At 74.5% G+C, this 24,185-nt stretch carries 23 protein-coding genes; 10 read left to right on the top strand and 13 right to left on the bottom strand.

Features of this window, described 5'->3' with window-relative positions; all coding sequences use genetic code 11:
- Nucleotides 1–55 precede the first annotated feature (55 nt).
- On the bottom strand, nucleotides 56–1,288 hold the full coding sequence (locus ACFVZH_RS22865; protein ID WP_384899680.1) for an FAD-dependent monooxygenase: 1,233 nt from the start codon (nucleotides 1,286–1,288) through the stop codon (nucleotides 56–58).
- A 101-nt stretch (nucleotides 1,289–1,389) separates the two neighbouring features.
- Between ACFVZH_RS22865 and ACFVZH_RS22860 the strand changes: the two genes are divergently transcribed.
- The 3 genes from ACFVZH_RS22860 to ACFVZH_RS22850 all read left to right on the top strand — a co-directional run bounded on the left by ACFVZH_RS22860 (nucleotide 1,390) and on the right by ACFVZH_RS22850 (nucleotide 3,251).
- Nucleotides 1,390–2,076 (top strand): TetR/AcrR family transcriptional regulator, encoded by a 687-nt coding sequence (locus ACFVZH_RS22860; protein ID WP_384899679.1) that lies wholly within the window; start codon nucleotides 1,390–1,392, stop codon nucleotides 2,074–2,076.
- On the top strand, nucleotides 2,073–2,600 hold the full coding sequence (locus ACFVZH_RS22855) for a DinB family protein (RefSeq protein ID WP_384899678.1): 528 nt from the start codon (nucleotides 2,073–2,075) through the stop codon (nucleotides 2,598–2,600). Before ACFVZH_RS22860 ends, ACFVZH_RS22855 begins: the two co-directional genes overlap by 4 nt.
- A 159-nt stretch (nucleotides 2,601–2,759) precedes the next feature.
- Entirely contained in the window at nucleotides 2,760–3,251 is a 492-nt protein-coding gene (locus ACFVZH_RS22850) for a hypothetical protein (protein ID WP_384899676.1), read from the top strand.
- 108 nt (nucleotides 3,252–3,359) lie between these two features.
- Here ACFVZH_RS22850 and ACFVZH_RS22845 read toward each other — a convergent pair whose 3' ends face one another.
- From ACFVZH_RS22845 to ACFVZH_RS22805, 9 genes are all read right to left on the bottom strand, one after another.
- The gene (locus tag ACFVZH_RS22845; protein WP_384899798.1) at nucleotides 3,360–3,833 is read right to left on the bottom strand and encodes a hypothetical protein; all 474 of its coding nucleotides are present in this window, start codon (nucleotides 3,831–3,833) and stop codon (nucleotides 3,360–3,362) included.
- A 70-nt stretch (nucleotides 3,834–3,903) separates the two neighbouring features.
- The gene (gene ung, locus ACFVZH_RS22840; RefSeq protein ID WP_384899674.1) at nucleotides 3,904–4,587 is read right to left on the bottom strand and encodes a uracil-DNA glycosylase; all 684 of its coding nucleotides are present in this window, start codon (nucleotides 4,585–4,587) and stop codon (nucleotides 3,904–3,906) included.
- A gap of 82 nt (nucleotides 4,588–4,669) precedes the next feature.
- Nucleotides 4,670–6,247 (bottom strand): ABC transporter substrate-binding protein, encoded by a 1,578-nt coding sequence (locus ACFVZH_RS22835; RefSeq protein WP_384899672.1) that lies wholly within the window; start codon nucleotides 6,245–6,247, stop codon nucleotides 4,670–4,672.
- Between the two features lie 148 nt (nucleotides 6,248–6,395).
- On the bottom strand, nucleotides 6,396–7,163 hold the full coding sequence (locus ACFVZH_RS22830; RefSeq protein WP_384899671.1) for an SDR family oxidoreductase: 768 nt from the start codon (nucleotides 7,161–7,163) through the stop codon (nucleotides 6,396–6,398).
- 32 nt (nucleotides 7,164–7,195) lie between these two features.
- A complete protein-coding gene (gene fabG / locus ACFVZH_RS22825) occupies nucleotides 7,196–7,957 on the bottom strand; it encodes a 3-oxoacyl-ACP reductase FabG (protein WP_141298368.1) in 762 nt (253 codons plus the stop codon).
- 182 nt (nucleotides 7,958–8,139) lie between these two features.
- Nucleotides 8,140–8,523 (bottom strand): DUF3037 domain-containing protein, encoded by a 384-nt coding sequence (locus ACFVZH_RS22820; RefSeq protein ID WP_384899668.1) that lies wholly within the window; start codon nucleotides 8,521–8,523, stop codon nucleotides 8,140–8,142.
- Nucleotides 8,520–9,365: a HipA family kinase gene (locus ACFVZH_RS22815; protein WP_384899666.1), complete on the bottom strand. Its 846-nt coding sequence runs from the start codon at nucleotides 9,363–9,365 to the stop codon at nucleotides 8,520–8,522. Before ACFVZH_RS22815 ends, ACFVZH_RS22820 begins: the two co-directional genes overlap by 4 nt.
- Nucleotides 9,366–9,374: 9 nt before the next feature.
- Nucleotides 9,375–11,537, bottom strand: coding sequence for a hypothetical protein (locus ACFVZH_RS22810; RefSeq protein WP_384899664.1), 2,163 nt, complete (start codon nucleotides 11,535–11,537; stop codon nucleotides 9,375–9,377).
- A 239-nt stretch (nucleotides 11,538–11,776) separates the two neighbouring features.
- The gene (locus ACFVZH_RS22805; RefSeq protein ID WP_384899662.1) at nucleotides 11,777–12,427 is read right to left on the bottom strand and encodes a fasciclin domain-containing protein; all 651 of its coding nucleotides are present in this window, start codon (nucleotides 12,425–12,427) and stop codon (nucleotides 11,777–11,779) included.
- 211 nt (nucleotides 12,428–12,638) lie between these two features.
- Between ACFVZH_RS22805 and ACFVZH_RS22800 the strand changes: the two genes are divergently transcribed.
- The 3 genes from ACFVZH_RS22800 (at nucleotide 12,639) to ACFVZH_RS22790 (ending at nucleotide 15,243) form a co-directional block, all read left to right on the top strand.
- Entirely contained in the window at nucleotides 12,639–13,340 is a 702-nt protein-coding gene (locus ACFVZH_RS22800) for an adenosylcobinamide amidohydrolase (protein WP_384899661.1), read from the top strand.
- 121 nt (nucleotides 13,341–13,461) lie between these two features.
- Complete coding sequence (locus ACFVZH_RS22795; RefSeq protein ID WP_384899659.1) at nucleotides 13,462–14,466, top strand: MerR family transcriptional regulator; 1,005 nt, start codon at nucleotides 13,462–13,464, stop codon at nucleotides 14,464–14,466.
- A gap of 207 nt (nucleotides 14,467–14,673) precedes the next feature.
- A complete protein-coding gene (locus ACFVZH_RS22790) occupies nucleotides 14,674–15,243 on the top strand; it encodes a GNAT family N-acetyltransferase (protein WP_384899657.1) in 570 nt (189 codons plus the stop codon).
- Nucleotides 15,244–15,345: 102 nt separating this feature from the next.
- Here ACFVZH_RS22790 and ACFVZH_RS22785 read toward each other — a convergent pair whose 3' ends face one another.
- The 3 genes from ACFVZH_RS22785 to ACFVZH_RS22775 form a co-directional block, all read right to left on the bottom strand.
- Nucleotides 15,346–15,993, bottom strand: coding sequence for an alpha/beta fold hydrolase (locus tag ACFVZH_RS22785; RefSeq protein ID WP_384899655.1), 648 nt, complete (start codon nucleotides 15,991–15,993; stop codon nucleotides 15,346–15,348).
- 443 nt (nucleotides 15,994–16,436) lie between these two features.
- Nucleotides 16,437–17,810, bottom strand: a complete 1,374-nt coding sequence (locus ACFVZH_RS22780) for a cryptochrome/photolyase family protein (protein WP_384899654.1) — start codon at nucleotides 17,808–17,810, stop codon at nucleotides 16,437–16,439.
- A 175-nt stretch (nucleotides 17,811–17,985) separates the two neighbouring features.
- On the bottom strand, nucleotides 17,986–19,683 hold the full coding sequence (locus ACFVZH_RS22775) for a DUF2867 domain-containing protein (RefSeq protein WP_384899652.1): 1,698 nt from the start codon (nucleotides 19,681–19,683) through the stop codon (nucleotides 17,986–17,988).
- Nucleotides 19,684–19,820: 137 nt separating this feature from the next.
- Between ACFVZH_RS22775 and ACFVZH_RS22770 the strand changes: the two genes are divergently transcribed.
- From ACFVZH_RS22770 to ACFVZH_RS22755, 4 genes are all read left to right on the top strand, one after another.
- Nucleotides 19,821–20,312 carry a MarR family winged helix-turn-helix transcriptional regulator gene (locus ACFVZH_RS22770; RefSeq protein WP_384899651.1) on the top strand — a complete coding sequence of 164 codons (492 nt, stop codon included), beginning with the start codon at nucleotides 19,821–19,823 and terminating at the stop codon, nucleotides 20,310–20,312.
- A gap of 166 nt (nucleotides 20,313–20,478) precedes the next feature.
- Nucleotides 20,479–22,815: an MMPL family transporter gene (locus ACFVZH_RS22765; RefSeq protein WP_384899649.1), complete on the top strand. Its 2,337-nt coding sequence runs from the start codon at nucleotides 20,479–20,481 to the stop codon at nucleotides 22,813–22,815.
- Between the two features lie 65 nt (nucleotides 22,816–22,880).
- Nucleotides 22,881–23,405 (top strand): ECF RNA polymerase sigma factor SigK, encoded by a 525-nt coding sequence (gene sigK / locus ACFVZH_RS22760; protein WP_384899796.1) that lies wholly within the window; start codon nucleotides 22,881–22,883, stop codon nucleotides 23,403–23,405.
- Complete coding sequence (locus tag ACFVZH_RS22755; RefSeq protein ID WP_384899647.1) at nucleotides 23,402–24,160, top strand: anti-sigma factor domain-containing protein; 759 nt, start codon at nucleotides 23,402–23,404, stop codon at nucleotides 24,158–24,160. Before sigK ends, ACFVZH_RS22755 begins: the two co-directional genes overlap by 4 nt.
- Nucleotides 24,161–24,185: the final 25 nt, after the last annotated feature.

The following is a 24,185-nucleotide window of genomic DNA, read 5'->3' as shown; positions in this document are numbered from 1 at the left end:
TCCCTTGTCGTCGTTCGCCGACCCCGACCGCGGTCGGACGGGCCGTTCGCGCTGGTCAGCTTACGCGGCGGGGGGTCGCTCCCCGGGCGGTCCCGACCGCCTCGACCGGCGGGCGCCAGTCGCAGATGCCGTCGAAGCCGCGCAGGGCGAGTCCGGGGCCGAAGCGGCAGACGGCGCTGACCAGGGTGGTGCGCAGGGCGACGGCGGGGCGGGCGGAGAGCATGGTGATCGCACCGGTGCGGGCGGCCTTGCGGACGAGGGCGCTGGTACGCGGCAACCGGTCGGCGGTGTACGCGGCGAGCGCACGGCTCGGCAGGAAGTCGGGGGCCGAGCGGGCGTGGTGGGCGAGGACGACGGCGTCCTCGACGGCCTGGTTCCCGCCCTGGCCGAGGCTGGGCATCATCGCGTGCGCGGCGTCGCCGAGGAGGGCCACGCGGCCCCGGTGGAAGGCGGGCAGGGGGTCGGGCAGGTGGTGGACGTCGTGCCGCAGGATCCGGTCGGGGGCGACGCCGGCGAGGATCTCGGGGACGGGACGGTGCCAGTCCCCGAAGAGGCGCAGGAGTTCGGCCCTCTCGTCGTCGGGAGCGTGCGCGCCGGCGGGGGCCACGGCCATGGCGTACGCGTAGACCCGGCCGCCCTTGAGCGGCTGACTGCCCCACACCTTGCCGGCGCCCCAGGTCTCGTGCGGGGCGAAGGCCCGTTCGGGAGCGGGGACGACGACGCGCCAGCTGGTGCTGCCGGAGTAGCGGGGGCCGGGGTGGTCGGGGAAGAGCGCGCGGCGGGTCGCCGAGTGGATGCCGTCGGCGGCGAGGACGAGCTCGGCCTCCATCTCGCTCCGGGCCCCGGTCCCGCCGCCCGAGACGGTGAGGCGGGCACGGCGGTGGTCGTCGCCGGGGTCGGTGACGGTGGCGGTCACGCCGGTGCGGAGGACTCCCTCGGGGAGGGCCGAGGTGAGGATCTCGACGAGGGTGGCGCGGTGGAGCAGGACGAGGGGCCCGCCGAACCGGGCGGCGGCCGCGGCGGCGTCGGTGCGGGCGAGCCAGCGTCCGCCGGGGGTGCGTATGCCGCCGTCGCCCTGCCAGGCGGAGAGCGCGCGGACGCGGTCGCCGAGGCCGACGACGTCGAGGGCGCGCTGGGCGTTGGGGGCGAGGCCGATGCCGGCGCCGACGGGTGCGAGGTCGGCGGCGCGCTCGAGGACGGTGACCTCCCAGCCGCGCCGGTGCAGGGCGACGGCGGCGGTGAGTCCGCCGATGCCGGCTCCGACGACGACGGCACGGTGCTGCTCCATGACTCCTCCTCGGGTCGGTAACTACAGGTGTAGTGACTCCGACACCGTGACCGTACTACAGGTGTAGTGGCGTGGGTAGAGGCCGGTAGTAGGTTGTCCCCATGAGCCCAGCCCCCGCCGGAACCCCGGCCCCGGAGTCCCCCGTCTCCCGCGCCGAGCGGATCGGCGACGCCGCCCTCGGCCTCCTCGTCGAGCGGGGGATGCGGGGGCTGACCCACCGCGCCGTGGACGAGCGGGCCGGACTGCCGCAGGGCTCGACCTCCAACCACGCCCGCACCCGCCAGGCCCTGCTGGAGACGGCCGTACGTCGCCAGGTCCAGCGGGAGTCGGAGGTCCTCACCCCGCACGACATGCCGGGCCCGGACAGCGGCGACGACGCGCTCGTCGACGCGCTCGCCCTCGCCCTGCACCGCTATCTCACCGACCACCGCGCCCTGTTGGTCTCCCGGTACGAACTGGCCCTGGAAGCCACCCGCCGCCCCGAGCTGCGGACCTTCTTCGACTCGGCCGGCTCCGCCTTCCACACCCCGCTGATCGCGATGATGGCGGCGGCCGGCTCGCCCGAACCCGAACGGCACGCGCTGTCACTGATCGCCTGGTGCGAGGGGCTGATGTTCTCCTGCGCGGCCGGCTCCTTCCACGCGGCCGTACCCAGCCTGGCGGAACTGCGCACCGGCTTCGAGGAGTTGCTCCGCGGCATGCTCGACGAACCGCCCGGCCGAGACGCCCCGGCCGGCCGCCAAATCCCTGGCGTGGCCGCCGATCATGAGGGACGATGCCGCGCATGACCACCGAACGCACCGAGACCGTCACCCGCGTCGACCCGTCCACCACTTCGGGCGAGCGCGAGGCGCTGGAGCAGTGGCTCGACTTCCACCGCGTCACCCTCGCGCAGAAGTGCCACGGACTGGACGACGCCCAGCTGCGCACCCCGTCCGCCCCGCCCTCGGACCTCAACCTGCTGGGGCTGGTCCGGCACATGGCCGAGGTCGAGCGCGGCTGGTTCCGTCGCGTCCTCGCCGGCGAGGAGGCCCCCTGGATCTACTCGACCGAGGAGGACCACGACCGGGACATCCACGCCTCGGACGAGGACACGTACGAGGAGGCCCACGCCACCTGGCAGGGCGAGATCGCGCACGCCCGCACCCTGGCCGCCGCCCACGGCCTCGACGACATCGGCGTGGGCAAGCACCGTTCGGGGGAGACCTTCAACCTTCGCTGGATCTACCTCCACATGATCGAGGAGTACGCCCGTCACAACGGCCACGCGGACCTGATCCGCGAGCGGATCGACGGCGCGACCGGCGACTGACCGGACGACGACGGGGGCGGCGGCCGGGCTCGGCGCCCGCAACCGGCCGTCCGCCCGCGGGCCCGGCCGGTCAAGGCCGGGCCCGCGAGGGCACCCGTGCGGGGCATTCCCCGCCGGTAGGGGCGCGAAGATCGCCACCGGGGCAGCAGAGTTGCGCGGGTGCATGGAACCCGAACCACAGCGAAGATCCTGGTCGGGGCGGCGGTCGCCGCCCTGGCGGGCTGCGTCTCGGTGGACGCGGCGCCGACGGCGCCCGTCCCCGCGCCCGCGGCGGAGACCGTACGCCCCGCCCAGGAGGTGGCTCCGCAGATCGTCGAGGGCCCGGCTCTTGAGGCCCTGGAAGCGGCGCTCCCCGCTCCCCCGCCGTCCCCGGCACCCCGTGCGACACTCCCGCCCGGCGCACACCGGCGGGCGGCCGCCCCGCACCGGTCCGAGACCCCGCGCCCCGATCCCGTACCCCGGCAGCGGGAGCACCCGCGCTCTGCGGCCCGTCCCGAGCTGCCCGAGCTGCCCGAGCTGCCCGATCTCACCGCACTGCCGAAGGGCCCGCCGGTCTCCCGCGACGACCTCTGCGCCCTGGGCCGGCGGTTCGGAGGCTGGGACCCGAAGAGCGAACAGGCCAAGATCTGCCGGGGAACGCACGGCCGGTGAGCCGCGCCCCCTCAGGGCAGACCCACGAGCCGCCGCAGGCCGTACGGCCGTATGGCCGTGGCCTGCGGCCCTGTCGCAGGACGTCCGGCCCGGCGGACGCCGGCCGTCTCACTCGCCCCGGAGTCGCAGCTCCAGCCGCTCGATCGCGGCGCGCACGCCGTTGCCGTAGCCGTCGTCGTCGAGCGTCTCCGAGGCCGCGCGGGCCCGGTCCAGATGGACCCGTGCGGCGTCGGGGCGCTGGAGCTTGACGTAGTCGGCGGCGAGGTTGAGGTGGAGCGAGGGGTAGAGCGCCCGCAGCGCGACGGCCGAGCCGTGGGCGGCGAGCCGCTCCTCGGCGAGGCCCTCGGCCGCGCTCAGCGCCCGCAGGTCCCAGGCCAGCTCGGTGTCGGGGTCGTCCTGGGCGTCGGCCATGTAGTGCGCGAGGGTGCACCGGTGGAGCGGGTCCCCGTCCGGGCCGATCTGCTGCCAGAGCAGCCCGAAGCGGTTCCGGGCCTCCTCGCGGTCTCCGCCGTGGAGCAGCATCAGGGCCTGCCCGATCCTGGTCATGACCCCGTCGTCCGACACCTGCTGCTGCTCGGTCACCGCGATCTCCACCCGCTCATCCACTGGGAGGCACGACGCTAGCCGTCCCCGGCCCGGATCGGGCCGAGGCTCAGCCGAGGTCGGGGATGCGCCAGTCGATCGGCTCGTGTCCCTGGGCCGCGACGGCCTCGTCGATCTGGGTGAAGGGACGGGATCCGAAGAACTTCTTCGCGGACAGCGGCGAGGGGTGGGCGCCCTTCACCACCACGTGCCGCTCCTCGTCGATGAGCGGCAGCTTCTTCTGCGCGTAGTTGCCCCAGAGGACGAAGACGGCGGGGTCGGGGCGGGAGGCGACGGCGGCGATCACCGCGTCCGTGAACTTCTCCCAGCCCTTGCCCTTGTGCGAGTTCGCCTCGCCGGACCGGACCGTCAGCACGGCGTTGAGCAGGAGGACGCCCTGCTCGGCCCACGGCATCAGATAGCCGTTGTCCGGGATCGGGTGGCCGAGCTCGGCCTGCATCTCCTTGTAGATGTTCCGCAGGGAGGGCGGGGTCTTCACGCCGGGCCGGACCGAGAAGCAGAGGCCGTGGCCCTGCCCCTCGCCGTGGTAGGGGTCCTGACCGAGGATCAGGACCTTCACCTTGTCGTACGGGGTGGCGTCGAGGGCGGCGAAGACCTCGTCCTTCGGCGGGAAGACCGGGCCGGCGGCGCGCTCCTGCTCGACGAACTCGGTGAGCTGGGCGAAGTACGGCTTCTGCAGCTCGTCGCCGAGAACCCCTCGCCAGGAGTCGGGCAGCATGCTGGTGTCGGTCACGGTCAACAACCTCCGATGGACGTTTCTGTCTCTCCGTCGGAGAACCTACCGGGGGCCACTGACAGTGGCCCCCGCAGGCCGTCTACCAGCTCGCCCGGCGGTACAGCTCCCACAGCTGCATGACCGTCTGCGGGTCGAGCGCGCGCTCGCCGCCGCCGATGTCCTCGCCGGCCGCGATGTACAGCTTGCCCTGCCAGAGCGGCAGCAGGCGGACGTCCTGGACCATGATCTCCTGGGCCTCCACGAACTCGTCCGTGACGGTCCCCCGGTCGCTGTCGCGGCGGGACTTCGGCAGCAGCTCGTTGGTGATCCGCGGGCTGACGTACGGCGTGCCGAGGACGTTCTCCTTGCCGACGAACGGGGCGACGAAGTTGTCCGGGTCGGGGAAGTCGGGGAACCAGCCGCGGCCGAAGACCGGGTACTGGCCCTGCTGGTAGCCCTCCTGGAACTCCTTCCAGGGCTTCCCCTTGAGGGTGATCTTGAAGAGGCCCTGCTCCTCCAGCTGCCGCTTGAGTTCGGCGAACTCGGCGGCCGTCGAGGAGCCGTACCGGTCGGTGGTGTACCAGAAGGTCAGCTCGACGGGCTCGTCGATGCCGGCGTCACGGAGGATCTTCTTGGCCTTGGCCGCGCTGGGCGTGCCGAAGCGGTCGAAGAACTTGGTGGTGTGAGCGGCGATGCCCTTGGGCACCATGGAGTACAGCGGCTCGGCGGTGCCCTGGTAGACCTTGTTGACCAGCTCGTCGCGGTCGACGAGCTGGGCGATCGCCTTGCGGACGGGGAGCTTGGCGACCGAGGGGTCCTGGGCGTTGAAGACGAGGTAGCGGATGTCGGCGCCGGTGGACTCGACGAGCTGGAGGCCCTTGTTCTCGGGCTTGTCCTCCTGGAGGCCGACGACCTCCTCGGCGGTGAGGCCGCGGTAGGTGGCGTCGATCTCGTCCTTCTTGAGAGCAGCGACCATGGCGTCGGAGTCGTCGAAGTACCGGATCGTCGCGCCGCCGTTCTTGCGGTCGGCGAATCCCTTGTAGGAGGGGTTCTTCGTCAGCTCCGCGACCTTGCGCTCCTCGTACGAGTCGAGCACGTACGGGCCGGAGCCGGTGACCTTGCCGTCCTTGCGGAGCTTGTCGGCCGGGTAGTCGGCCGGGTCCACCAGGGACATGGCCGGGGTCGCGAGCACGTACGGGAAGGTGGCGTCCGGCTTGTTGAGCCGGAAGACGATCGTGCGGTCGCCGACGGTCTCGATCTTGTCGAGAGAGCCGAGCATCCCGTTGGGGCCGCCCTCCTGGTCGATCGTGCGGATGCGCTCGATCGAGTACTGCACGGCCTTGGCGTCCAGCTTGTGCCCGTTGGAGAACGTGAGGCCCTCGACGAGCTTGCACTCGAAGACCCGGCTGGAGGTGTCGGAGAACTTGCAGTCGGCGGCGTCCGACTGTGGAGTCGTACTTCCCGTCGGGAAACTCACCAAGGTCTGGAATACATTCCGGAAGAGCTCCCAGGAATTGTCCCAGGCGGCAGCCGGATCAAGCGTGGTGGGAGAGCTCGTCGTGCCGATGACGATTCTCTGATCCCCGGCGGAATCACTGTCCGAGAAGACACCGCATCCGGACACCAGGGATATGGACACAAGGGCTGCAGCGGCCTGCAGACTGGTCCGGTTGAACACGTGCACGCTCCTCGTTCAGCCAGGGGTCGGCCGACGATACCGCAGCACCCCGTCAGGTCAATGTTCGAGCCTGACGGGGCACTTGAGGCATTCGACGTATAACCGGGGTCAATCCGGACACGAAATCCGGAAAGTGTCCGGTTATCGGTCACCCAACTCCGGCGTTCAGGAAAATCCCGCCGTCGACGACGAGCGTCTGGCCGGTGATCCACTCCGCCTGCGAGGAGGTCAGGAAGGCGGCCGCGCCGCCGATGTCCGCGGGCTCGCCGAGCCGGCCGAGCGGATAGGAGGCGGCCGCCTCCGCTTCCCGGCCCTCGTAGAGCGCCTGTGCGAATTTCGTCTTCACGACGGCCGGCGCAATCGCATTGACCCGCACGAGCGGCGCGTATTCATGCGCCAATTGCAGGGTGAGATTGACCATCGCGGCCTTGCTCATGCCGTACGCGCCGATGAACGGCGAGGCGGAGACACCGGCGATCGACGCGATATTCACGATCGCGCCGCCGTGTTCCTTCTGCCAGGCGTGCCAGCTGCGCTGGGCGAAGCCGAGCGCAGAGATCACGTTGGTCTCGAAGACCTTGCGGGCCACCCCCAGGTCGAGATCGGCGATGGGCCCGAAGACCGGGTTCGTGCCGGCGTTGTTCACCAGGAAGTCCAGCCGGCCGAAGCCGTCCATCGCCGCCTCGACCGCGGTGGCCTGGTGGGCCTCGTCGTGCGCCTTGCCCGGGACACCGATCGCCCGGTCGGAGCCGAGCCTCTCGACGGCCTCCTTGAGGGCCTCCTCGCCGCGCCCGGTGATGACGACCCGGTCGCCGCGGGCGACCAGCGCCTCGGCGATGCCGTAGCCGATGCCCCGGCTCGCGCCGGTGACGAGGGCTACCTTGCCGGAGAGCTCCGGCCTTTCGTTCGCGGTCATACCCGCCTCCTCCTGTCGCTGCTGCCGTGACGTCAGTTGAGCGGGCCGCCGGCCACGTACATGACCTGGCCGGAGACGAAGCCGGCGTCGTCGCCCGCGAAGAAGGCGATCGCGTTGGCGACGTCCTCGGGGCGGCCGACCCGCTGCACCGGGATCATGGACGCGGCGGCGGCCTGGAAGTCCTCGAAGCCCATGCCGACGCGCTCGGCCGTCTGCGCCGTCATCTCGGTGACGATGAAGCCCGGGGCGACGGCGTTGGCGGTGATGCCGAACTTGCCGAGCTCCTTGGCGAGGGTCTTGGTGAGGCCCTGCAGACCGGCCTTGACCGCCGAGTAGTTGGCCTGGCCGCGGTTGCCGAGCGCCGAGGAGGAGGAGAGCGACACGATCCGGCCGAAGCCCGCGTCCACCATGTGCTTCTGGCATGCCTTCGACATCAGGAAGGCGCCCTTGAGGTGCACGTTCATGACGAGGTCCCAGTCGGACTCGGACATCTTGAAGAGCAGGTTGTCGCGGAGCACGCCCGCGTTGTTGACGAGGATCGTCGGCGCGCCGAGCTCGGCGGCGATCCGCGCGACGGCGGCCTCCACCTGCGCGCTGTCGGAGACGTCGCAGCCGACCGCGAGGGCGGTGCCGCCCGCGGCGGTGATCTTCTCGACGGTGTCCTTGCAGGCCGCCTCGTCGAGGTCGAGTACGGCGACGGCGCGGCCCTCGGCCGCGAGGCGGAGCGCGGTGGCGGCCCCGATACCCCGTGCGGCACCCGTGACGACGGCTACGCGCTGCTCGGTGGTGGACATGCTTGGTTCTCCTCGCCCTTGGATCGTCCCTGGTCGCGTCCGAACCGGTCGCCCGCTCCTGCGTCCCGCACATGAGCGACCGCTTAGTATCGTCCGCAGAACGAGACGCTAGAAGCCCTGGCACCCGGTGTCAACGGCCCACCGGGTGCACCAGGTCACTGCCCGTCCCGGAGCGAGGCGCCTCAGCGCACCAGCAGGTCGAGCAGGCGTTCCACCTCCGCCTCGGGGTCGGTGGTCAGTCCGGTGTGCACGGGCCCCGGCTGCACGACCGTGGAGCGCGGCGCGATCAGCCAGCGGAACCGTCGGCCGGCGTCGTCCCGGGCCGCCTGGCCCGCCGCCTCGCCGCCCAGGCAGACCCCCTCGACCGCGCGCAGCGCGGCCCGGACGCCGGTCACGTCGGCGGTCGGGTCGAGCACCGACAGCTTGGCCTCGTCCAGATGCGTACGGGCGGCCACGAAGGACCGGGCGCGGCAGTAGACGACCACGCCCGCGTTGAAGAACTCACCGCGCTCGACGCGCGGCACCACGCGCAGCAGCGCGTACTCGAAGACGTCGCGGTCGGTCACGTGGTGCTGTCCTTCTCGGTGGAGTGCGCGCGGGGCGCGAGGCGCTCGGCGAGCCAGCCCGGCGGCTGCTGGGGCCTGTTCCGGGTACGCGGGCCGAGCGTGATCCGCTCGTGGATGGTGGCGGCGCGCGGCAGGAGCGCGTCGACGTACGCCGCCCGCACCTCGTCTGTGGAGGCGAAGCCCGGCTCGTCGACCAGCCATTCGTCGGGCACGTCGGCGGCGACCTCCTCGAGCAGCTCGCGGGTGACCAGCGGCGCCAGCTCGGCGGCCGCCGCGGCGACGTCCGGCGAGAACGGCGCGAGCGCGTGGTCCGACGCGTCGTACGGCTTGGCGGCCGACGCCTGCGCACCCGGCCAGTTGTGGTGCCAGATCATCGTCGCGCCGTGGTCGATCAGCCACAGCTCGCCGTGCCATACGAGCATGTTCGGGTTCCGCCACGACCGGTCGACGTTGTTGATCACCGCGTCGAACCAGACCACCCGCCCGGCCTCCCGGGAATCCACCTCGTAGGCCAGCGGATCGAAACCGAGCGACCCCGGCAGGAAGTCCATGCCCAGGTTGAGCCCGCCACTCGCCTTGAGCAGCTCCTGCACCTCCTGATCCGGTTCGGACAGCCCGATGACCGGGTCCAACTCGATGGCGACGAGCTCCGGCACCCGCAGGCCCAGCCTGCGCGCCAGCTGCCCGCAGACGACCTCCGCGACCAGGGTCTTGCGGCCCTGGCCGGCGCCGGTGAACTTCATGACATAGGTGCCGAGGTCGTCGGCCTCGACGATGCCCGGGAGCGAGCCGCCTTCACGCAGCGGCGTCACGTACCGGGTCGCGGTGACTTCGGTGAGCATCCGGCCAGGCTAGCCGCCGCTCGGCGAGGGAGGTGACGGCCGCCCGGGGTGGTCCGGGCCGGCGGGGGTGGGCGTGACGCCGGACAGGGGTGAGCCGTCGGCGAGACGGCCGGTGAGCCGGACGGCGTCGTCCGCGGCGGCCTTGTCGTCAGTGGCGGCCTTGTCGTCCTTGGCGGCCTTGTCGTCAGTGGCAGCCTGGGGAGCCTTGGCGGCGAGCATAGGGGCCCGTGCGGTGGCGGAGACGGCGCCGGTGGCGGTGACGCCGACGACGCGGCGGCTGCCCGCGGCGAGGAAGTAGCGCGTGCCCGACGGGGCGGACCAGTATCCGCCGGCGAGCACGTGCCGGCCGAAGCGGCTGCAGGCCGCCGTGTCGCGGAGCTCCGCGACGCGTCGGCCTCCGGTCGGGATCTCGAAGGAGAGGGCGACGCGGGCGCCGCCTTCCCAGGTGTCCGCGCGGGCGCAGACCCAGAGGGCGCGGCCGGCGCGTTCGGGCAGGGGCTGGTCCGCGTACTCCCAGCGGTTGACCGAGCGGACGCCGGCGCCGTGCAACTCCGCGAGGAAGCAGGCGGAGTGGGCCCAGGCGGCGAGTCCTCGGGCCCCGGTGGCCTCGCGGGGCGCACGCGGAGGGGCGCCGGCGCCCGGAGGGGGTGTCCAGGTGAGGTGGACCGGGGTGAGTTCTCCGAGGTCCGCCAGGAGGAAGGCGTGGTCCTCGACGATCCGGGTGGAGGAGCGGAGCTGGAGAGCCGTGGTGCGGGCGCAGCCGGCCGTGCCCGGGGCGGCGTCGTACGGGACGGGCGCGGTGACGCCGTCCGGGTCGACGGGCAGGGGGCGGGCGGCGGTGCCGGGGGTGCCGAGGTCCCGTACGGCGGCCTCGGCGATCCAGGGCGCGAGGAGGAAGCGGGTTCCGACCGAGGTCCGGCCGAGCACCACGGCCGCGCCTGTGGTGACGTCGGCGTCGTCCGCGCGCGCGAGGTCGAGGACGACGGGCCCTCGGCCGTCGCGGGGTTCGGCGTAGCGGGCGAGTCGCCGCCCGTCGTGCAGGAGCACCACGTCGGCGCCGTCGACCGTGCCCGCGAACAGCAGCCGGGGCGGTTCGGCCGGCGGTGGCGTCGACGTCCCGGGGGTGGCGGTCACCCGTGCGCCGCCGTCGGCTCCCCGCGCCCAGGTGACGAGGGCGCGGCTCAGCAGGGCCGCGTCCCCTGTCCGGGGTCCGCGTGCGGGCCAGGCGGTGAAGTCGACCCGCGCGGTGTCGGCCCAGCGGTCGGCGGGTGCCCGGACCAACGCGGCCGGGTCGAGGGACCGGACGGTACCGGCGGCGGAGCCGGTGCTCGCCGGTCCCGCGAGCACCGGCTCCGGGTCGGAGCGGAGCCCCGCGGTGGCGACGGTGGCCGTGGCGGCCAGCAGCAGCGCGCCCGCGAGGGCGGCGAGCCGCCCGTGGCGGCTGCGGCGCAGGAGATCGGTGGGGCGGGTCTGGACGGTGCACGGGTCGAACTCGGCGCTGCGGAGGAGCTCCGCGATGTCCGCGCCCGATGCCGCGACGAGCTCTTCCGCCCCGCGCAGTGCGGCGGACGGCTCCGCGACACCGGCCGAGGCGAGGAGGCGCACCACCGCGTCCTCGGGGAGGTGTTCGAGCGTACGGAGGGCGAGCGCGGCCCGGACCTCCGGCGACGCTCCGGCCAGGGCGCGGTCGAGGGCGAGTTCGTCGGAACCTCCGGCCCGGGGGAAGAGCCTCAGGCCCAGCACGAGGGGCAACGGCACCGGCCGGGCGAAACGCCGGGGCGGGTGGAGCGCGGCCCCGACCACCGTGGCCCGCAGCCAGGAGTGGGCGGGCCGCTCGGCACCGCGCTGCCCGGGGAGGGAGGGACCGGGTGGTTCGCCCTGCGACGGGAACCCGCCTGCATCAGCGGAGGGTTCGGCACCGGGCGGCACGGAGTGCGTCGTTCCGGCGCGGGACGTCTCCGGCCGGGTCCGGCGCGCGGCCGCGGGGAGGGCCCGCTGCACGAGGGCGTGGGCGGTCAGGACGCGGCGGTGGCGGCCCAGCGCGGGCGGCAGGATCAGGTAGGCGAGCCGGACCAGCCCGGGATAGTTCTCGACGAGCGCGGCTTCGGCCGCCTCCCGCGCGGGACGGCGGTCGGATATCGAGGTGTCGTGGCTCGCGTGACGGGACAGCATGACCGACCAACGAGCCCGGGGGCGGCGGCGTCACATCGGACCTGTGGCCGTACGACTCCCCGTGAGCGGTACGGCACGGCGGCGGGGGGGCCGCGGCGCGGGGGCGGCGGGGCGGGGCCGCCGCGGGGGCCCTCCCCCGCCGGGGGGGGGGGCGGGGGGGGGGGGGGGGGGGCGGGGGGGGGGGGCGGGGGGGGCCCCCCGGCTCTGCCCTCGCCCGGCCCGGGTGACCGGGGCGGCCGCTACTCGGGCATCAGGACGGTGTCGACGATGTACACCGTGGCGTTGGCCGTGGGGACGTTGCCGCAGACGACCTTCGCGGAGTCGTCGACGGTGTACGACTCGCCCGAGCCCTTCGTCGTGATCATGCCCTTCTCCAGGGTCGTGAAGGAGCCGCTCTCCAGCTGCTTCGGCGTCAGCTTCCGGCCGACGACGTGGTACGTGAGGATCTTGGTCAGCGTGTCCTTGTCGGCGAGGACCTTGTCCAGGTCGGCCTTGGGGATCTTCGCGAAGGCGTCGTTCGTCGGGGCGAACACGGTGATGTTCCGGGCGTTGTTGAGGGTGTCCACGAGGCCGGCCTGCTTCACGGCGGCGACCAGCGTGGACAGGGCCGGGTTGTTGGACGCGGCCGTGGCGACGGGGTCCTTCGCCATGCCGTCGAAGGAGCCGGCGCCGTCCTCGGGCACCGAGGCACAGGCCGGCCCGAACGGACCGGCCTCGGCCATGTCCGACCCGGTCGACGTCGTGTTGTCCTGCGCGGCGGACGTCGACGCCTCGGAACCGGCCTTGGTGCCGGTGTCCGCGTCCGAGTCCGAGCACGCGGCCAGGGCGAAGGGCAGTACGGCCGAGGCGGCCACGGCGACGGCGACGCGCCGGAGGCGGAGAGCGTTCATGAGGAGGAACCCCTTGGGTCGGATGCGCGGCTGACCGCGCACGGTGAGGAGGAACAGCGGGACCACCCCGGCCGGGAGTGTGGTGACGTGTCCGGGCCGCCGGCGGAACTCCCGCCCGTGGCCCTGGTGTCGTGGGTGATTCGGAACCCGCGGCCCCGCGGTTGGGTCCCTCACCCGAACGAGTGAGAAAGGCCCCGCGTTAGGGTGTGGGGTGCTTCCGCGGACCCTCCTCACCAGCCCTTCTCTGGCCGACGCCGCCCTCCTCGCCCACCGCGAGCAGGGCCGCGAGTGGCCGCTCCTGGTCTGGGCGCCGGGACCGGGCGTACGCATGGTGTCGAGCGCCGTGCTCGGCGGGGGCATCGGCGAGCGGGCGTGGGTGCTGAACGCCCAGGTCCCGCCGGGTTACGGCCGCCTCGACCCGGTCGCCCACCTTCGCGAACTGGCCTCCGGGGCCGGGCTCGAAGGCACCGGTGTGGGACTGATGACGGCGGCCTCGGTCGCGGACCGGCGCCACGCGGCGGACGGCGGCGCCGAGGCCCTGGTCACCGCGGGCATCGGGGTACGCGGCTGGGCGGCCGCGCCGGGGGCCGGAGACCTCGCGCCGCCACGCCCCGGAACGATCAACATCATCGTGTCGCTGCCCGTGCCGCTCACCGACGCCGCCCTCGTGAACGCCGTCGCCACGGCCACCGAGGCCAAGACCCAGGCCCTCGTCGAGCTGGGCGCGGACGCCTCCGGCACCCCCACGGACGCCGTCTGCGTCGCCGCCCCCTCGCCCGTCGCGGACGGCGCCGAGTCCTTCGCCGGGCCCCGGTCTCTCTGGGGCGCGCGCCTCGCCCGCGCGGTGCACCGGGCCACCCGGGCCGCCTGCGCGGACCTGCTCGCGGAGGAGCGGGCCGGGGCGGGCGGCTGAGGCGAGCGGGACGCCGGGGGCAGCCTCCCGGAGCCCCTTCACCGGGCCGGGTCGGGACCGCACCGGTGAGGCATCCGCCCGTCCGCGTACTCGCGTCGTTCGTGCGTCGTAACCTGGCCTCATGTCCGACACCGCGCACGGCCTCACGACCGGGGCGGTGGCGCGCCGCCTCGGGGTGTCGCCGACCACCCTGCGCTCGTGGGACCGGAGGTACGGCATCGGCCCCGCGGCGCGGGAGGACGGCCGGCACCGGCGGTGGGCCCCGGGGGACGTCGCGGCGCTGGAGGAGATGTGCCGGCTCACGGCCTCGGGCGTCCCTCCCGCGGAGGCGGCCCGTGCGGCCCGCGTGACCCGCATCGCCCCGGGGGAGAGAACACCGGAGCCACTCCCTCCGGAGGATGCGGAGCCACTCCGTCGCGCCCGGCAGCCGGGGTCCGGGAACGGGCTGCCGCTCGGGGACGTGCGCCGCGAGTGCCGCGGGCTGGCCCGCGCCGCCGTGCGGCTGGACAGCCCCACCGTGGACGCGCTGCTCCGGGAGGTCGTGGCGGAACACGGCCTCGTCACCGCCTGGGAGGAGGTGATGGCGCCGACGCTGCACGCGGTCGGCCGGAAGTGGGAGTCCTCGGGAGACCGTTACGTCGAGGTGGAGCACCTGCTGTCCTGGCACGTGTCGACCGCGCTCCGGCAGGCCGCACCCTCCGGGCCGCCCGGTCGCACGGACTCCCTTCCCCCGGTGCTCCTCGCCTGCGTGCCCGGTGAGCAGCACACCCTGCCGCTGGAGGCTTTGACGGCCGGGCTCGCCGAACTCGGCCTGCCCACCCGGATGTTCGGGGCCGCCGTCCCCGCCGAGGCTCTCGACGCGGCCGTACGGCGCATGGGGCCGGCCGCGGTCGTGCTCTGGTCGCAGGCACGGTCCACGGCCCACCACGCACTCGCCGGGCACGTCGCGGCGAGCTCGTTCGGCGTCAAGGGCGCTCGTACCCGCCCGCTCGTGGTGCTCGCCGGCCCGGGCTGGGCGGGCCGCACCCCGGCGCCGGGCATGCCGCGCCCGACGGGCCTACGGGAGGCGCTGACCGTCCTGTCCCGTCTCTACGCGGAACCGGGGAGCCCGGCCACAGCCGGATGAGGCCACCGCCGGGCGAGCACCCCGGCCCGGACGCGGCCGACCCCGGCCCCTCCCGTCGCCGGACGACGAAGACCCCGGACGAAGACCCCGGACGACGAAGACCCCGGATCAGCCCCGAACCGGATGACGCCGACCGCAGGCGACGCCCGCCCCTACACCGCCGGAACGCGCGTGCGGCCGGTGCCCCGCGCCAGGCACGATGACCGGATGGACGACGCTCTCCACGTGCCCGAGCTGGCCGCCGCCGGCGGATTCACCCTGAGGCCCTGGCGGCTTTCCGATCTCCCGCTGGTGCGGGAGGCGTCCCAGGACGAGTACATCCCGTTGATCACGACGGTGCCCGCCCCGTACTCCGAGCCGGAGGGAATCGCGTTCGTCGAGCGGCAGTGGCGCCGGGCCACGGTCGGTACGGGCTACCCGTTCGTCATCGTGGACCCGGGCGGCCGCCCGGTCGGCAACGCCGGGCTGTGGCTGAGGCCGGAGCCCGACCGCGCGTCGGTGGGCTACTGGGTCGTGGGATCGGGGCGCGGGCAGGGCGCCGCCCTCGCCGCGCTGCGGGCCGTCGCCGACTGGGCCGTGCGGGAGCTGGGACTCTCCCACCTGGAGCTGCACGTCGAGCCGTGGAACACGGCGTCCGTACGGACCGCCGAGCGGTCGGGCTTCCGGCCCGAGGGGCTGCTGCGGGACGGCCTGCGGATCGGGTCCGGCTCGCGGGACGTGCTCCGGTACGCGTACCCGGGCGACGAGACGCGCGCCGCTCCGGGGACGGGCCCCTGACTCGCCGGGTACGCGCACGCGTACCCGGCGAGGGAACCAGTAACGCGCCGGGGGCCGACCCGCGACCCGTACGCACGGGGGAGCCGACCCAGAGGAGCGGCGTCAGCCGTGGGAGAGCAGCGCGGCGGTGAGTTCGGCCGCGCGCCGGTGCCAGAGCCCCGCGCCCCGGAGCATGGCGTGGCCGCCGGTCGGCATCGGGATGCCGGCGGCGTCCGCGCCGGCCGCTCTCGCCCGGCGGACGAAGTCCCAGGACTCGCGGGCGGAGGTGACGCGGTCGGCCTCGTCGTGGAGCAGGTACAGCCGCCGGCCGCCGAGGTGGTCGACGGGCTCGCCGGTGGGGCACCAGGGCGCGAGGGCGACGACGCCCCGGACGGCCGGGTCGCCGGCGGTACGGAGGGCCGCGCGGCCGCCCATGGAGTGCCCCAGCAGGACGACGGGCACCGGACCCGCTTCCTCGCGCAGCCGTACGAGGGCGGCCTCGGCGTCCCGGGCGGCGTCGGCGCGGTCGCCGTTCCAGCCGCGGTGGCCGTAGCGCACCTCGGCGATCAGCACGTCCCGGCCACGGACGGCGCGCGTCACGGCGGCGGCGAAGGGGCGCATGCGGAGTGCGGGGAGGTTCAGCGCGGGCGGCGGCTCGGGTCCGTCGGCGCGGCCCCCGTGGAGCAGCAGCACGGCCGCGGTGGGTGCCGCGGGCGCGCTGCGGACGAGCAGCGCGCCGGCTTCGGCCCGGCGGGTCCTGCACCCCGTCATCGCGCGGCCGTCCCGCTCGCCCGCCGCCGCGACGGGGGCAAGAGCCCGCTCGTACGGGCCGTGCCGGCCGCGTGACCGGGCCGCTGCGCCATGGGGGCCTCCTGGAGTCGCTGTGCCGCTCCCCCGCGATGAGCGGTCCGCCCGTCACGCGCGGGGAGAGAAGGTGAGGGCCGCAGTCTGCCAGGTCACACACCCCGTCAGAAACAGAGCCAGCTGGAAGTAACACGCTGGACGGGAAGTATTTCGGTGCCGCGGTCCCGTCGGACGGATTCGGCTTCGGGCGGTGCCCGCCCGGACACCGAACGTGTCGGCCGCGAGGGCGCGGCTCCCACGCCGGAGGCACCGGCCCGCCTGGCTCGTGACGGTGTCCGGGGGAGGTCGGCGTCCGGCCGGCGGAACAGGGCCCGCGGCTCGCAGCGTTCGTGCGTCGTATCGTCCCCGGCTCAGTCCCGGCCGCGGGCGTGCCGGAAGCGGGCGAGGCCGTCGGCGAGGTCGACGATCGGGTCGGGATAGTCGTACGCGGCGCGGTCCAGGCCCTTGAGCCGCCAGGGTTCGTGGATCGCCGCGCCGGGGAGCTCGGCGAGCTCCGGGACCCAGTGCCGGACGTAGGCGCCCTCGGGGTCGTACCGCCTGCCCTGGAGGACGGGGTTGAGGACGCGGTGGGGCCGGGTGTCGGTGCCCGTTCCGGCCACCCACTGCCAGTTGAGCTGGTTGTTGGCGACGTCGCCGTCCACGAGGAGGCCCAGGAAGTGCCGGGCGCCCTCCCGCCAGTCGATGTAGAGCGTCTTGGCGAGGAAGGAGGCGGCGAGCAGGCGGCCCCGGTTGTGCATCCAGCCCTCGTGGGCGAGTTGGCGCAGCGCGGCGTCCACCACCGGGTAGCCCGTCCGCCCCTCCCGCCACGCGCGCAGGTCGGCCTCCGCCTCCTTGCCCCGCCGCCAGTGGTCGAGCCGCGGCCGGTAGTCCTCGACGGCGGTCTCGGGCCGCGCGGCGAGCACCTGGTGGTGGAAGTCCCGCCAGCACAACTGCCGTACGAACGCCTCGGCTCCCGGTCCGCCGCGCGCCCTTGCCCGGTGGACGGCCTCGGTCGCCGAGACCGCACCGAAGTGGAGGTACGGGGAGAGACGCGAGGTGACGTCGCCCGCGAGGTCGTCGTGGCCCGACTCGTAGCCGTCGGCGTGCCGGGACAGCCAGGCCCCGAGCCTCCGGCGCCCCTCCGCCTCCCCTCCCGTGGCCAGCCCCTCGGAGACGCCCGCCACCGAGGACCGTTCCGGCAGGGCCTCGGAGCGCAGCCCGAACGGCACCCGCACCGCCCGCGGGGCCGGGAGGGGAGCCCGGAGCGGTTCGGCCGACCAGCGCCTGAGATACGGCGTGAAGACGGCGTAGTGGTCCGAGCCCTGCGGGGTGACGTCGCCGGGCGGCACGGCGGTGGTCACGGCATCGTGCACGTACAGGCGGCACCCGCCGGACTCCAGGGCCTCCCTCAACCGCCCCTCCCTCGCGCGGGCGAAGGCCGAGTACCCGGCGGCCATGTGGACCTCGTCGGCCTCGGCCCGCCGCACCACGGCGCACACCTCCGTCACCAGGTCCCCGCCGCGCACGATCAGCCGCCCGCCGCGCTCATCGAGACCGGTGTCGAGGCCGGCCAGACAGTCCGCGAGGAAGGCGAGCCGGTTCGGCGCCGCGAATCCCGCCCGGTCGACGGCCGGGTCCCGGACGAACAGCGGCACGACCTCGTCCGCCGCCTCCACGGCCGCGCGCAGGGGCGGATGGTCGTGCAGGCGCAGATCGGAGGTGAAGAGGACAACGGAGACGGTCATGGCGCCACTCCCGGGGATCGCACCCGGCGGGGTGCTGTGCTGGCGTACTGGCGTGGTGGGTGCTGTGTGTCGCGTACGGGCTGCTGGGTGTCGAGTGCTGACGTGGTGCGTGCTGCACACCCCTTCCGTTCGCGGCCACCTGCCGGATGCGGAAGCGCGCCACCGACCGCGCCGGTCAGGCCGCGGCGTCGTCGGCCGCCGCTCCCGTCAGAGCCGCGGCCTTCTCCGCCGTCCGTGCGATGTTCCTGGCCATGCCGCCGAAGACGACGGCGTGGAAGGGCGCGACGCTCCACCAGTACAACTGCCCCGCGAGGCCACGGGGGTGGAAGAGGGCGCGCTGGCGGTAGCGGGTGCGGCCGTCGTCGTCGCGCTCGGCCCGCATCTCCAGCCAGGCGAGCCCGGGCAGCCGCATCTCGGCGCGCAGACGCAGCAGGGTGCCGCGCTCGATCTCCTCGACCCGCCAGAAGTCGAGGGCGTCGCCGACGCGGAGCCGCTGGGCGTCGCGTCGGCCCCGGCGGAGTCCCACCCCGCCGACGAGCCGGTCGAACCAGCCGCGTACGGCCCAGGCCAGGGGGAAGGAGTACCAGCCGTTCTCCCCGCCGATCCCCTCGATGACCTGCCACAGTTCCCGGCCGCCGGCCTCGACGGTCCGCTCCCGCTCGTCGGTGTAGAGGCTGCCGCCCGCCCAGTCGGGGTCGGTGGGCAGCGGGTCGCTGGGGGCGCCCGGCAGGGAGGCGGAGGACCAACGGGTGGTGACGCCGGCTTCCCGGACCCGCTGGAGGGCGAGCGCGAGGGCACGGTCGAAGGTGACGGGGGTGCCGGGCGGGTCGGGGACGTGGTCGGCGATGTCGTGCTCGGCGCACACCACCTCGTACCGCAGCGACTCGGCGAGCGGGCGGGCCAGGGCCGCGGGCACGGGGGTGACGAGTCCGATCCAATGGCTGGAGAGGCGCGGGGTGAGCATCGGGACGGGCACGATGAGCCGCCGGGGAAGGCCGGCGACCTCCGAGTACCGGATCATCATGTCGTGGTACGTGAGGACGTCCGGGCCCCCGATGTCGAAGGCCCTGCTGACGTCCGGCGGCATGTCGGCGCTGCCGACCAGGTAACGCAGCACGTCGCGCACGGCGATGGGCTGGACCCGGGTGCCGACCCAGCTCGGCGTCACCATGACGGGGAGCCGTTCGGTGAGGTAGCGGAGCATCTCGAACGAGGCGGAACCGGAACCGATGACGACGGCGGCCCGCAGCACGGTCGTGGGGACGCCGGAGTCCAGGAGGATCCGGCCGACCTCGGCGCGTGAGCGCAGGTGCGGGGAGAGGTCCCGCTCGGGGACTCCGGCGGGAGTGAGGCCGCCGAGGTAGACGATGCGGCGCACTCCGGCGGCGCGGGCCTCCTCCGCGAAGGTCCGGGCCGCGTGCCGGTCGGTCTCCTCGAAGCCGCGCCCCGAGCCCAGGGAGTGCACGAGGTAGTAGGCCACCTCGACGTCGCGGAACGCGGGACGCAGGCTCGCCGCGTCGGTGACGTCCCCTCGCACCACGTCGACCCGGTCGGCCCAGGGGTGGTCCCGGAGGTTGGCCGGCGTACGGGCGAGGCAGCGGACGCGGTGGCCCGCGTCGAGCAGTTCGGGGACGAGCCGCCCGCCGATGTATCCCCCGGCACCGGTCACCAGGCAGAGCGCCGGAGCGGGCGCCACTCCGGACACCGCTGCGGACTCCGGGTGGGACGCCGGGTCGGACGCCGGGTCCGATGACGAGCCGGGCATCGGATCGGGCGACGGGCCCTGAGCGGGATCCGGTGACGGGCCGGACGACCGGCCGTGAGCGGGATCCGGTGACGGGCCGGATGACGCGGTCGTGGGAGGCGTCGCCATGGGATGTACTCCGTTCCGTCCCGGGGAGGGGCCGGCCGGGGGGCCGGCCGCGGTCCCGCGCGAGGGGGTGCCCTGCCGATTCTTCTCCGCCGGCGGCCCGGGCGGATGCACGGGAGCGACGTCTATAGGCTGGACGCGTGGCCCGCGAAGATGATCGAGACGTTACCGCCGCCCCCGGGGGCGCGGCGGGTGACCTGCAGAGCTTCGCCGTCGCGCTGCGTCGGACGCAGGGCGAGATCAACCGCCTGGTCCACGGCTTCGCCCAGGCGCAGGGGCTGCACCCCACGGACGTGCAGGCGCTGGCCGTCGTCCTGGACAGCCCCGAGCCGCTGACGCCGGGGCGGCTCCGTGAGCATCTCGGTCTCACGTCGGGCGCGGTGACGGCCTGTCTGGACCGGCTGGAGAGGGCCGGGCACATCCGCAGGTCCAGGGAGAGCGCGGACCGCCGTGTCGTGCACGTGCGGTACGAGGACGGGGCGAAGGCCGCCGCCCGGCGGTACTTCCTGCCGCTCGCGGAGGCCGCGGAGCGGGCGCGGGAGCAGTTCGACGCCGACGAGCTCGCCGTGGCCCTGCGCTTCCTGAACACGCTGAACGAGGAACTCGGGGCCCTGCGCGTACCGCGCCGCTGAATCGGGTGCATCCGTACGGGCGGTGGCGCCCGAAGGAGCGGTCGAGAGCACTCTCGTACCGCATCGGCCCCGTGGTCCCCCAGGGGAAACCTCCAGGAGTCGTCGTGGTACAAATTTCTCTCAATCATTGAGATAGTTAATGGTCGAGACATAGTTCGGAGTTCCCATGCCCCGCGCCCTGCGCCGGACCCGCTTGCTCCTGCCCCTCGCTCTCCTCGCCGTCTGGCTCGTCGTGGGCGGCGGCCTCGGCCCCTTCGCCGGCCGGCTCGGCGAGGTCTCCACGAACGACCAGGCCGCCTTCCTGCCGCGCAGCGCCGAGTCGACCCGGGTCGTCGAGGAGCAGAAGGCGTTCCGCGCCGCGGAGACCCTGCCCGCGATCGTCGTGTGGACGGCGCGCGACGGCGGGTCCCTTGATCCCGGCGCGACGGCCGGGGCGACCCGGTCCGTCGCCGGCCTGACCGGGCAGCCGGGCGTCGCCGGACCGCCCTCCCCCGCGCTGGCCTCGGAGGACGGCAAGGCGCTGCGGTCCGTCGTCCCGCTCAGACCCGGCCTCGGCGACGCGCTGCCGGAGACGCTGGACGCCGTCCGCGCCGCGGCGGCCTCGGTACCGGGGACGACCGTGTGGCTCGCGGGACCGGCCGCCACCCAGGCCGATCTGTCGGGCGCGTTCGCCGGCATCGACGGACTCCTGCTCGGCGTCGCGCTGATCGCGGTGCTGCTCATCCTGCTGGTCGTCTACCGCAGCGTCCTGCTGCCCCTGATGATCATCCTGGGGGCGATCTTCGCCCTGGGTCTGGCCTGCGCGATCGTGTACGTGCTCGCCGACGCCGACCTGGTCAGGGTCGACGGCCAGGTGCAGGGCATCCTGTCCATCCTGGTGATCGGCGCCGCGACCGACTACGCGCTGCTCCTGGCCGCCCGCTACCGCGAGGAGCTCGCGGCCCCCGGCGCGGACCGCTTCGCCGCGATGCGCAAGGCCCTGCGCCGCTCATTCGAGCCGATCGTCGCGAGCGCCGCCACCGTGGCCCTCGCCCTGGTCGCCCTCCTCGTGAGCGACCTGGCCAACAACCGGGCGCTGGGCCCCGTCGGCGCGATCGGCATCGTCTGCGCCGTCCTCAGCACCCTCACCTTCCTGCCCGCCGCCCTCGTCCTCACCGGCCGCGCCGCGTACTGGCCGGCCCGACCGACGGCGCTCCCCAAGGCCCCCGCCACCGCCCCGGCCGTCTCCGGGACCACCGCACCGGACACACCGGCCGTCTCCGGAACCACCACGCCGGACGCCCCGGACGCATCGGACGCCCCGGGCACGCCCGGCACCAAGGCCGCCGACGCTCCGAGCCCGATTCCCTCTCCCGCCGCCTCCCGCACGACCGGCGGCCAAGCCGTCTGGCACCGCATCGCCGCCCTCGTCGACCGGGCGCCGCGCAAGGTGTGGGCGGTCACCCTCGCCGGCCTGCTGGCCTGCGCGGCCTTCGCGCCCGCCCTGGACTCCCGGGGCGTGCCGCTGGACGAGATCTTCGTGAACGACGCGCCGTCCGTCGCCGCGCAGGAGACCCTGGGCCGCCACTTCCCCGGCGGCGCGGGCAACCCGGCGGTGATCATCGCCGACGCCGGGGCGGCCGCGCGGGTGGTGGCCGCCGCCGAGGACGTGGACGGCATCGACTCGGCGTTCCCGGTGGACGCGGCGGGCCGCCCGGCACCCGGGGCGCCGCTGATGGTGGACGGGCGGGTGCGGATCGATGCCACGCTCGGCGCCTCGTCCGACAGCGACGCGGCGCGGGAGACGCTCGCCCGGCTCCGTACCGCCGTACACGCGGTCCCGGAGGCCCACGCGGTGGTGGGCGGCTCCACCGCCCAGCAGTACGACACCCAGCGCACCGCCGCACGGGACCGCGCGCTCATCGTCCCGGTGGTCCTGGCGATCATCCTGGTGATCCTGATGGCGCTGCTGCGCTCCGTGGTGCTGCCCCTGCTCCTCGTCGCGACGGTGGCGCTCAACTTCGCCGCCACCCTGGGCGTCTCGGCGCTCGTCTTCGAGCACGTCCTCGGCTTCACGGGCACGGACGCCTCCGTCCCGCTGTACGGCTTCGTCTTCCTCGTCGCGCTCGGGGTCGACTACAACATCTTCCTGATGTCCCGGGTCCGCGAGGAGTCTCTGCGGCACGGGGTGCGCGAGGGCGTCCGGATCGGCCTGACCGCGACCGGGGGCGTGATCACCTCCGCCGGCGTGGTGCTCGCCGCGACGTTCGCCGCGCTCGGCGTGATCCCGCTGGCCTTCCTCGTGCAGATCGCGTTCATCGTGGCCTTCGGGGTCCTGCTCGACACCCTGGTGGTCCGCTCGCTCCTGGTCCCTGCGCTGGTGCGGGACCTCGGCCCCCGGGCGTGGTGGCCGGGTGCGCTCTCCCGCCTCCCCGAAGCGGGTGGCCGGGCCGACCAATCCGCCGGGGCCGCGGCTCCGAAGGAGGAGTGCAGCCGAGAAAACGCAGGAGGGCACATCCGGTGAGAGAGCACGCACGCGTCGGCGGAGGTCCGGCACCGGACCGGGGCGACGAGGCCCTGCCCGCGCTGATGGTCCGGGTCGCCCAGGGGGACCAGGACTCCTTCGCGACCGTCTTCGACCGGGTCTCCGGCCCCGTGATGGGCGTGGTCCGCTCGGTACTGCGGGATCCGGCGCAGTCCGAGGAGGTCACCCAGGAGGTGATGGTCGACCTCTGGCGCTCCGCCGCCCGCTACCGGCCCGACCGGGGCTCCGTCCTGAACTGGGCGCTCACCCTCGCCCACCGCCGCGCGGTGGACCGGGTGCGCTCCGAGCAGGCGGCGTCGGACCGGGCGCGGCGGGTGGCCCTGCTCGACCACACACCGGCGTACGACGAGGTGACCGAGGAGGTGGAGAACCGCCTCGACCGCGAGCGGGTTCGGCGCTGTCTGCGGGGTCTGACCGAGCGCCAGCGCCAGTCCGTCACCCTCGCCTACTACCGCGGTCTGACCTACCGAGAGGTCGCCGAGCTGCTCTCGCTGCCGCTGGGGACCGTGAAGACCCGGATGCGCGACGGGCTCATCCGGCTCCGCGACTGTCTGGGGGTGACGGCGTGACCGTCGACGACCTGCACACGCTGACCGGCGCCTACGTCCTCGACGCCCTGGACACGGGCGAGGAGCGGGACGCCGTGGAGCGTCACCTGGCCCGGTGCCCCGCGTGCGCCGCCGAGGTGCGCGAGCTGTCGGAGACGGCCGCGCGGCTCGGTCTCGCCGTCGCCGAACCGGTCCCGCCCGCGCTGCGCGCCGACGTGCTGCGCCGGATCCAGGGGGTCCGCCAGGTGTCGCCGGTGACCCCGCACACCGGCCGCGCGTCCGGCGGGGGCCGCGGCCTGCGCCGGCTGCCGCGCTGGGCGCTGGCCGCCTCGCTCGCCGGGGTGGTGGCGCTCGCCGGTGTCGCGGGCGTCGAGTACCGGCACGCCGAGGAGGCCGGTCTGCGGGCGGCCCGGGCCGAGGCGCGGGCCGAGGCCGTCGCGGCCGTCCTCGCCGCGCCCGACGCGCGGGTGACGACGGCTCGGCTCGGCGACGGCGCCGTGGGGACCCTGGTCCACTCGCCCTCCCTGGACAGGGCGGTGTTCGCGGCCGCGGGGATGCCTGCCCCGCCGTCCGGCAAGGTCTACCAGCTCTGGTACGACGACGCCGGGACGATGCGGCCGGCCGGTCTGATGCCTCCGGGTTCGGCGACGTCCGCCACCCTCCTCGAAGGGCCGGCGAACCGGTCCGCCGGCATCGGCATCACCGTCGAGCCCGAGGGCGGTTCGCCCCGCCCGACCTCGGCCCCGGTCGCCACCATGGCGATGCCGGAGGCGTAGGGCCGTCCCGTCCGGCCGGGGCCCG

Origin of the sequence: Streptomyces sp. NPDC059534 (assembly GCF_042743475.1) — a bacterium.
GTDB lineage: Bacteria > Actinomycetota > Actinomycetes > Streptomycetales > Streptomycetaceae > Streptomyces.
Note: the sequence above shows the minus strand (reverse complement) of the source record. Positions and strands in the feature narration are given on the sequence as shown.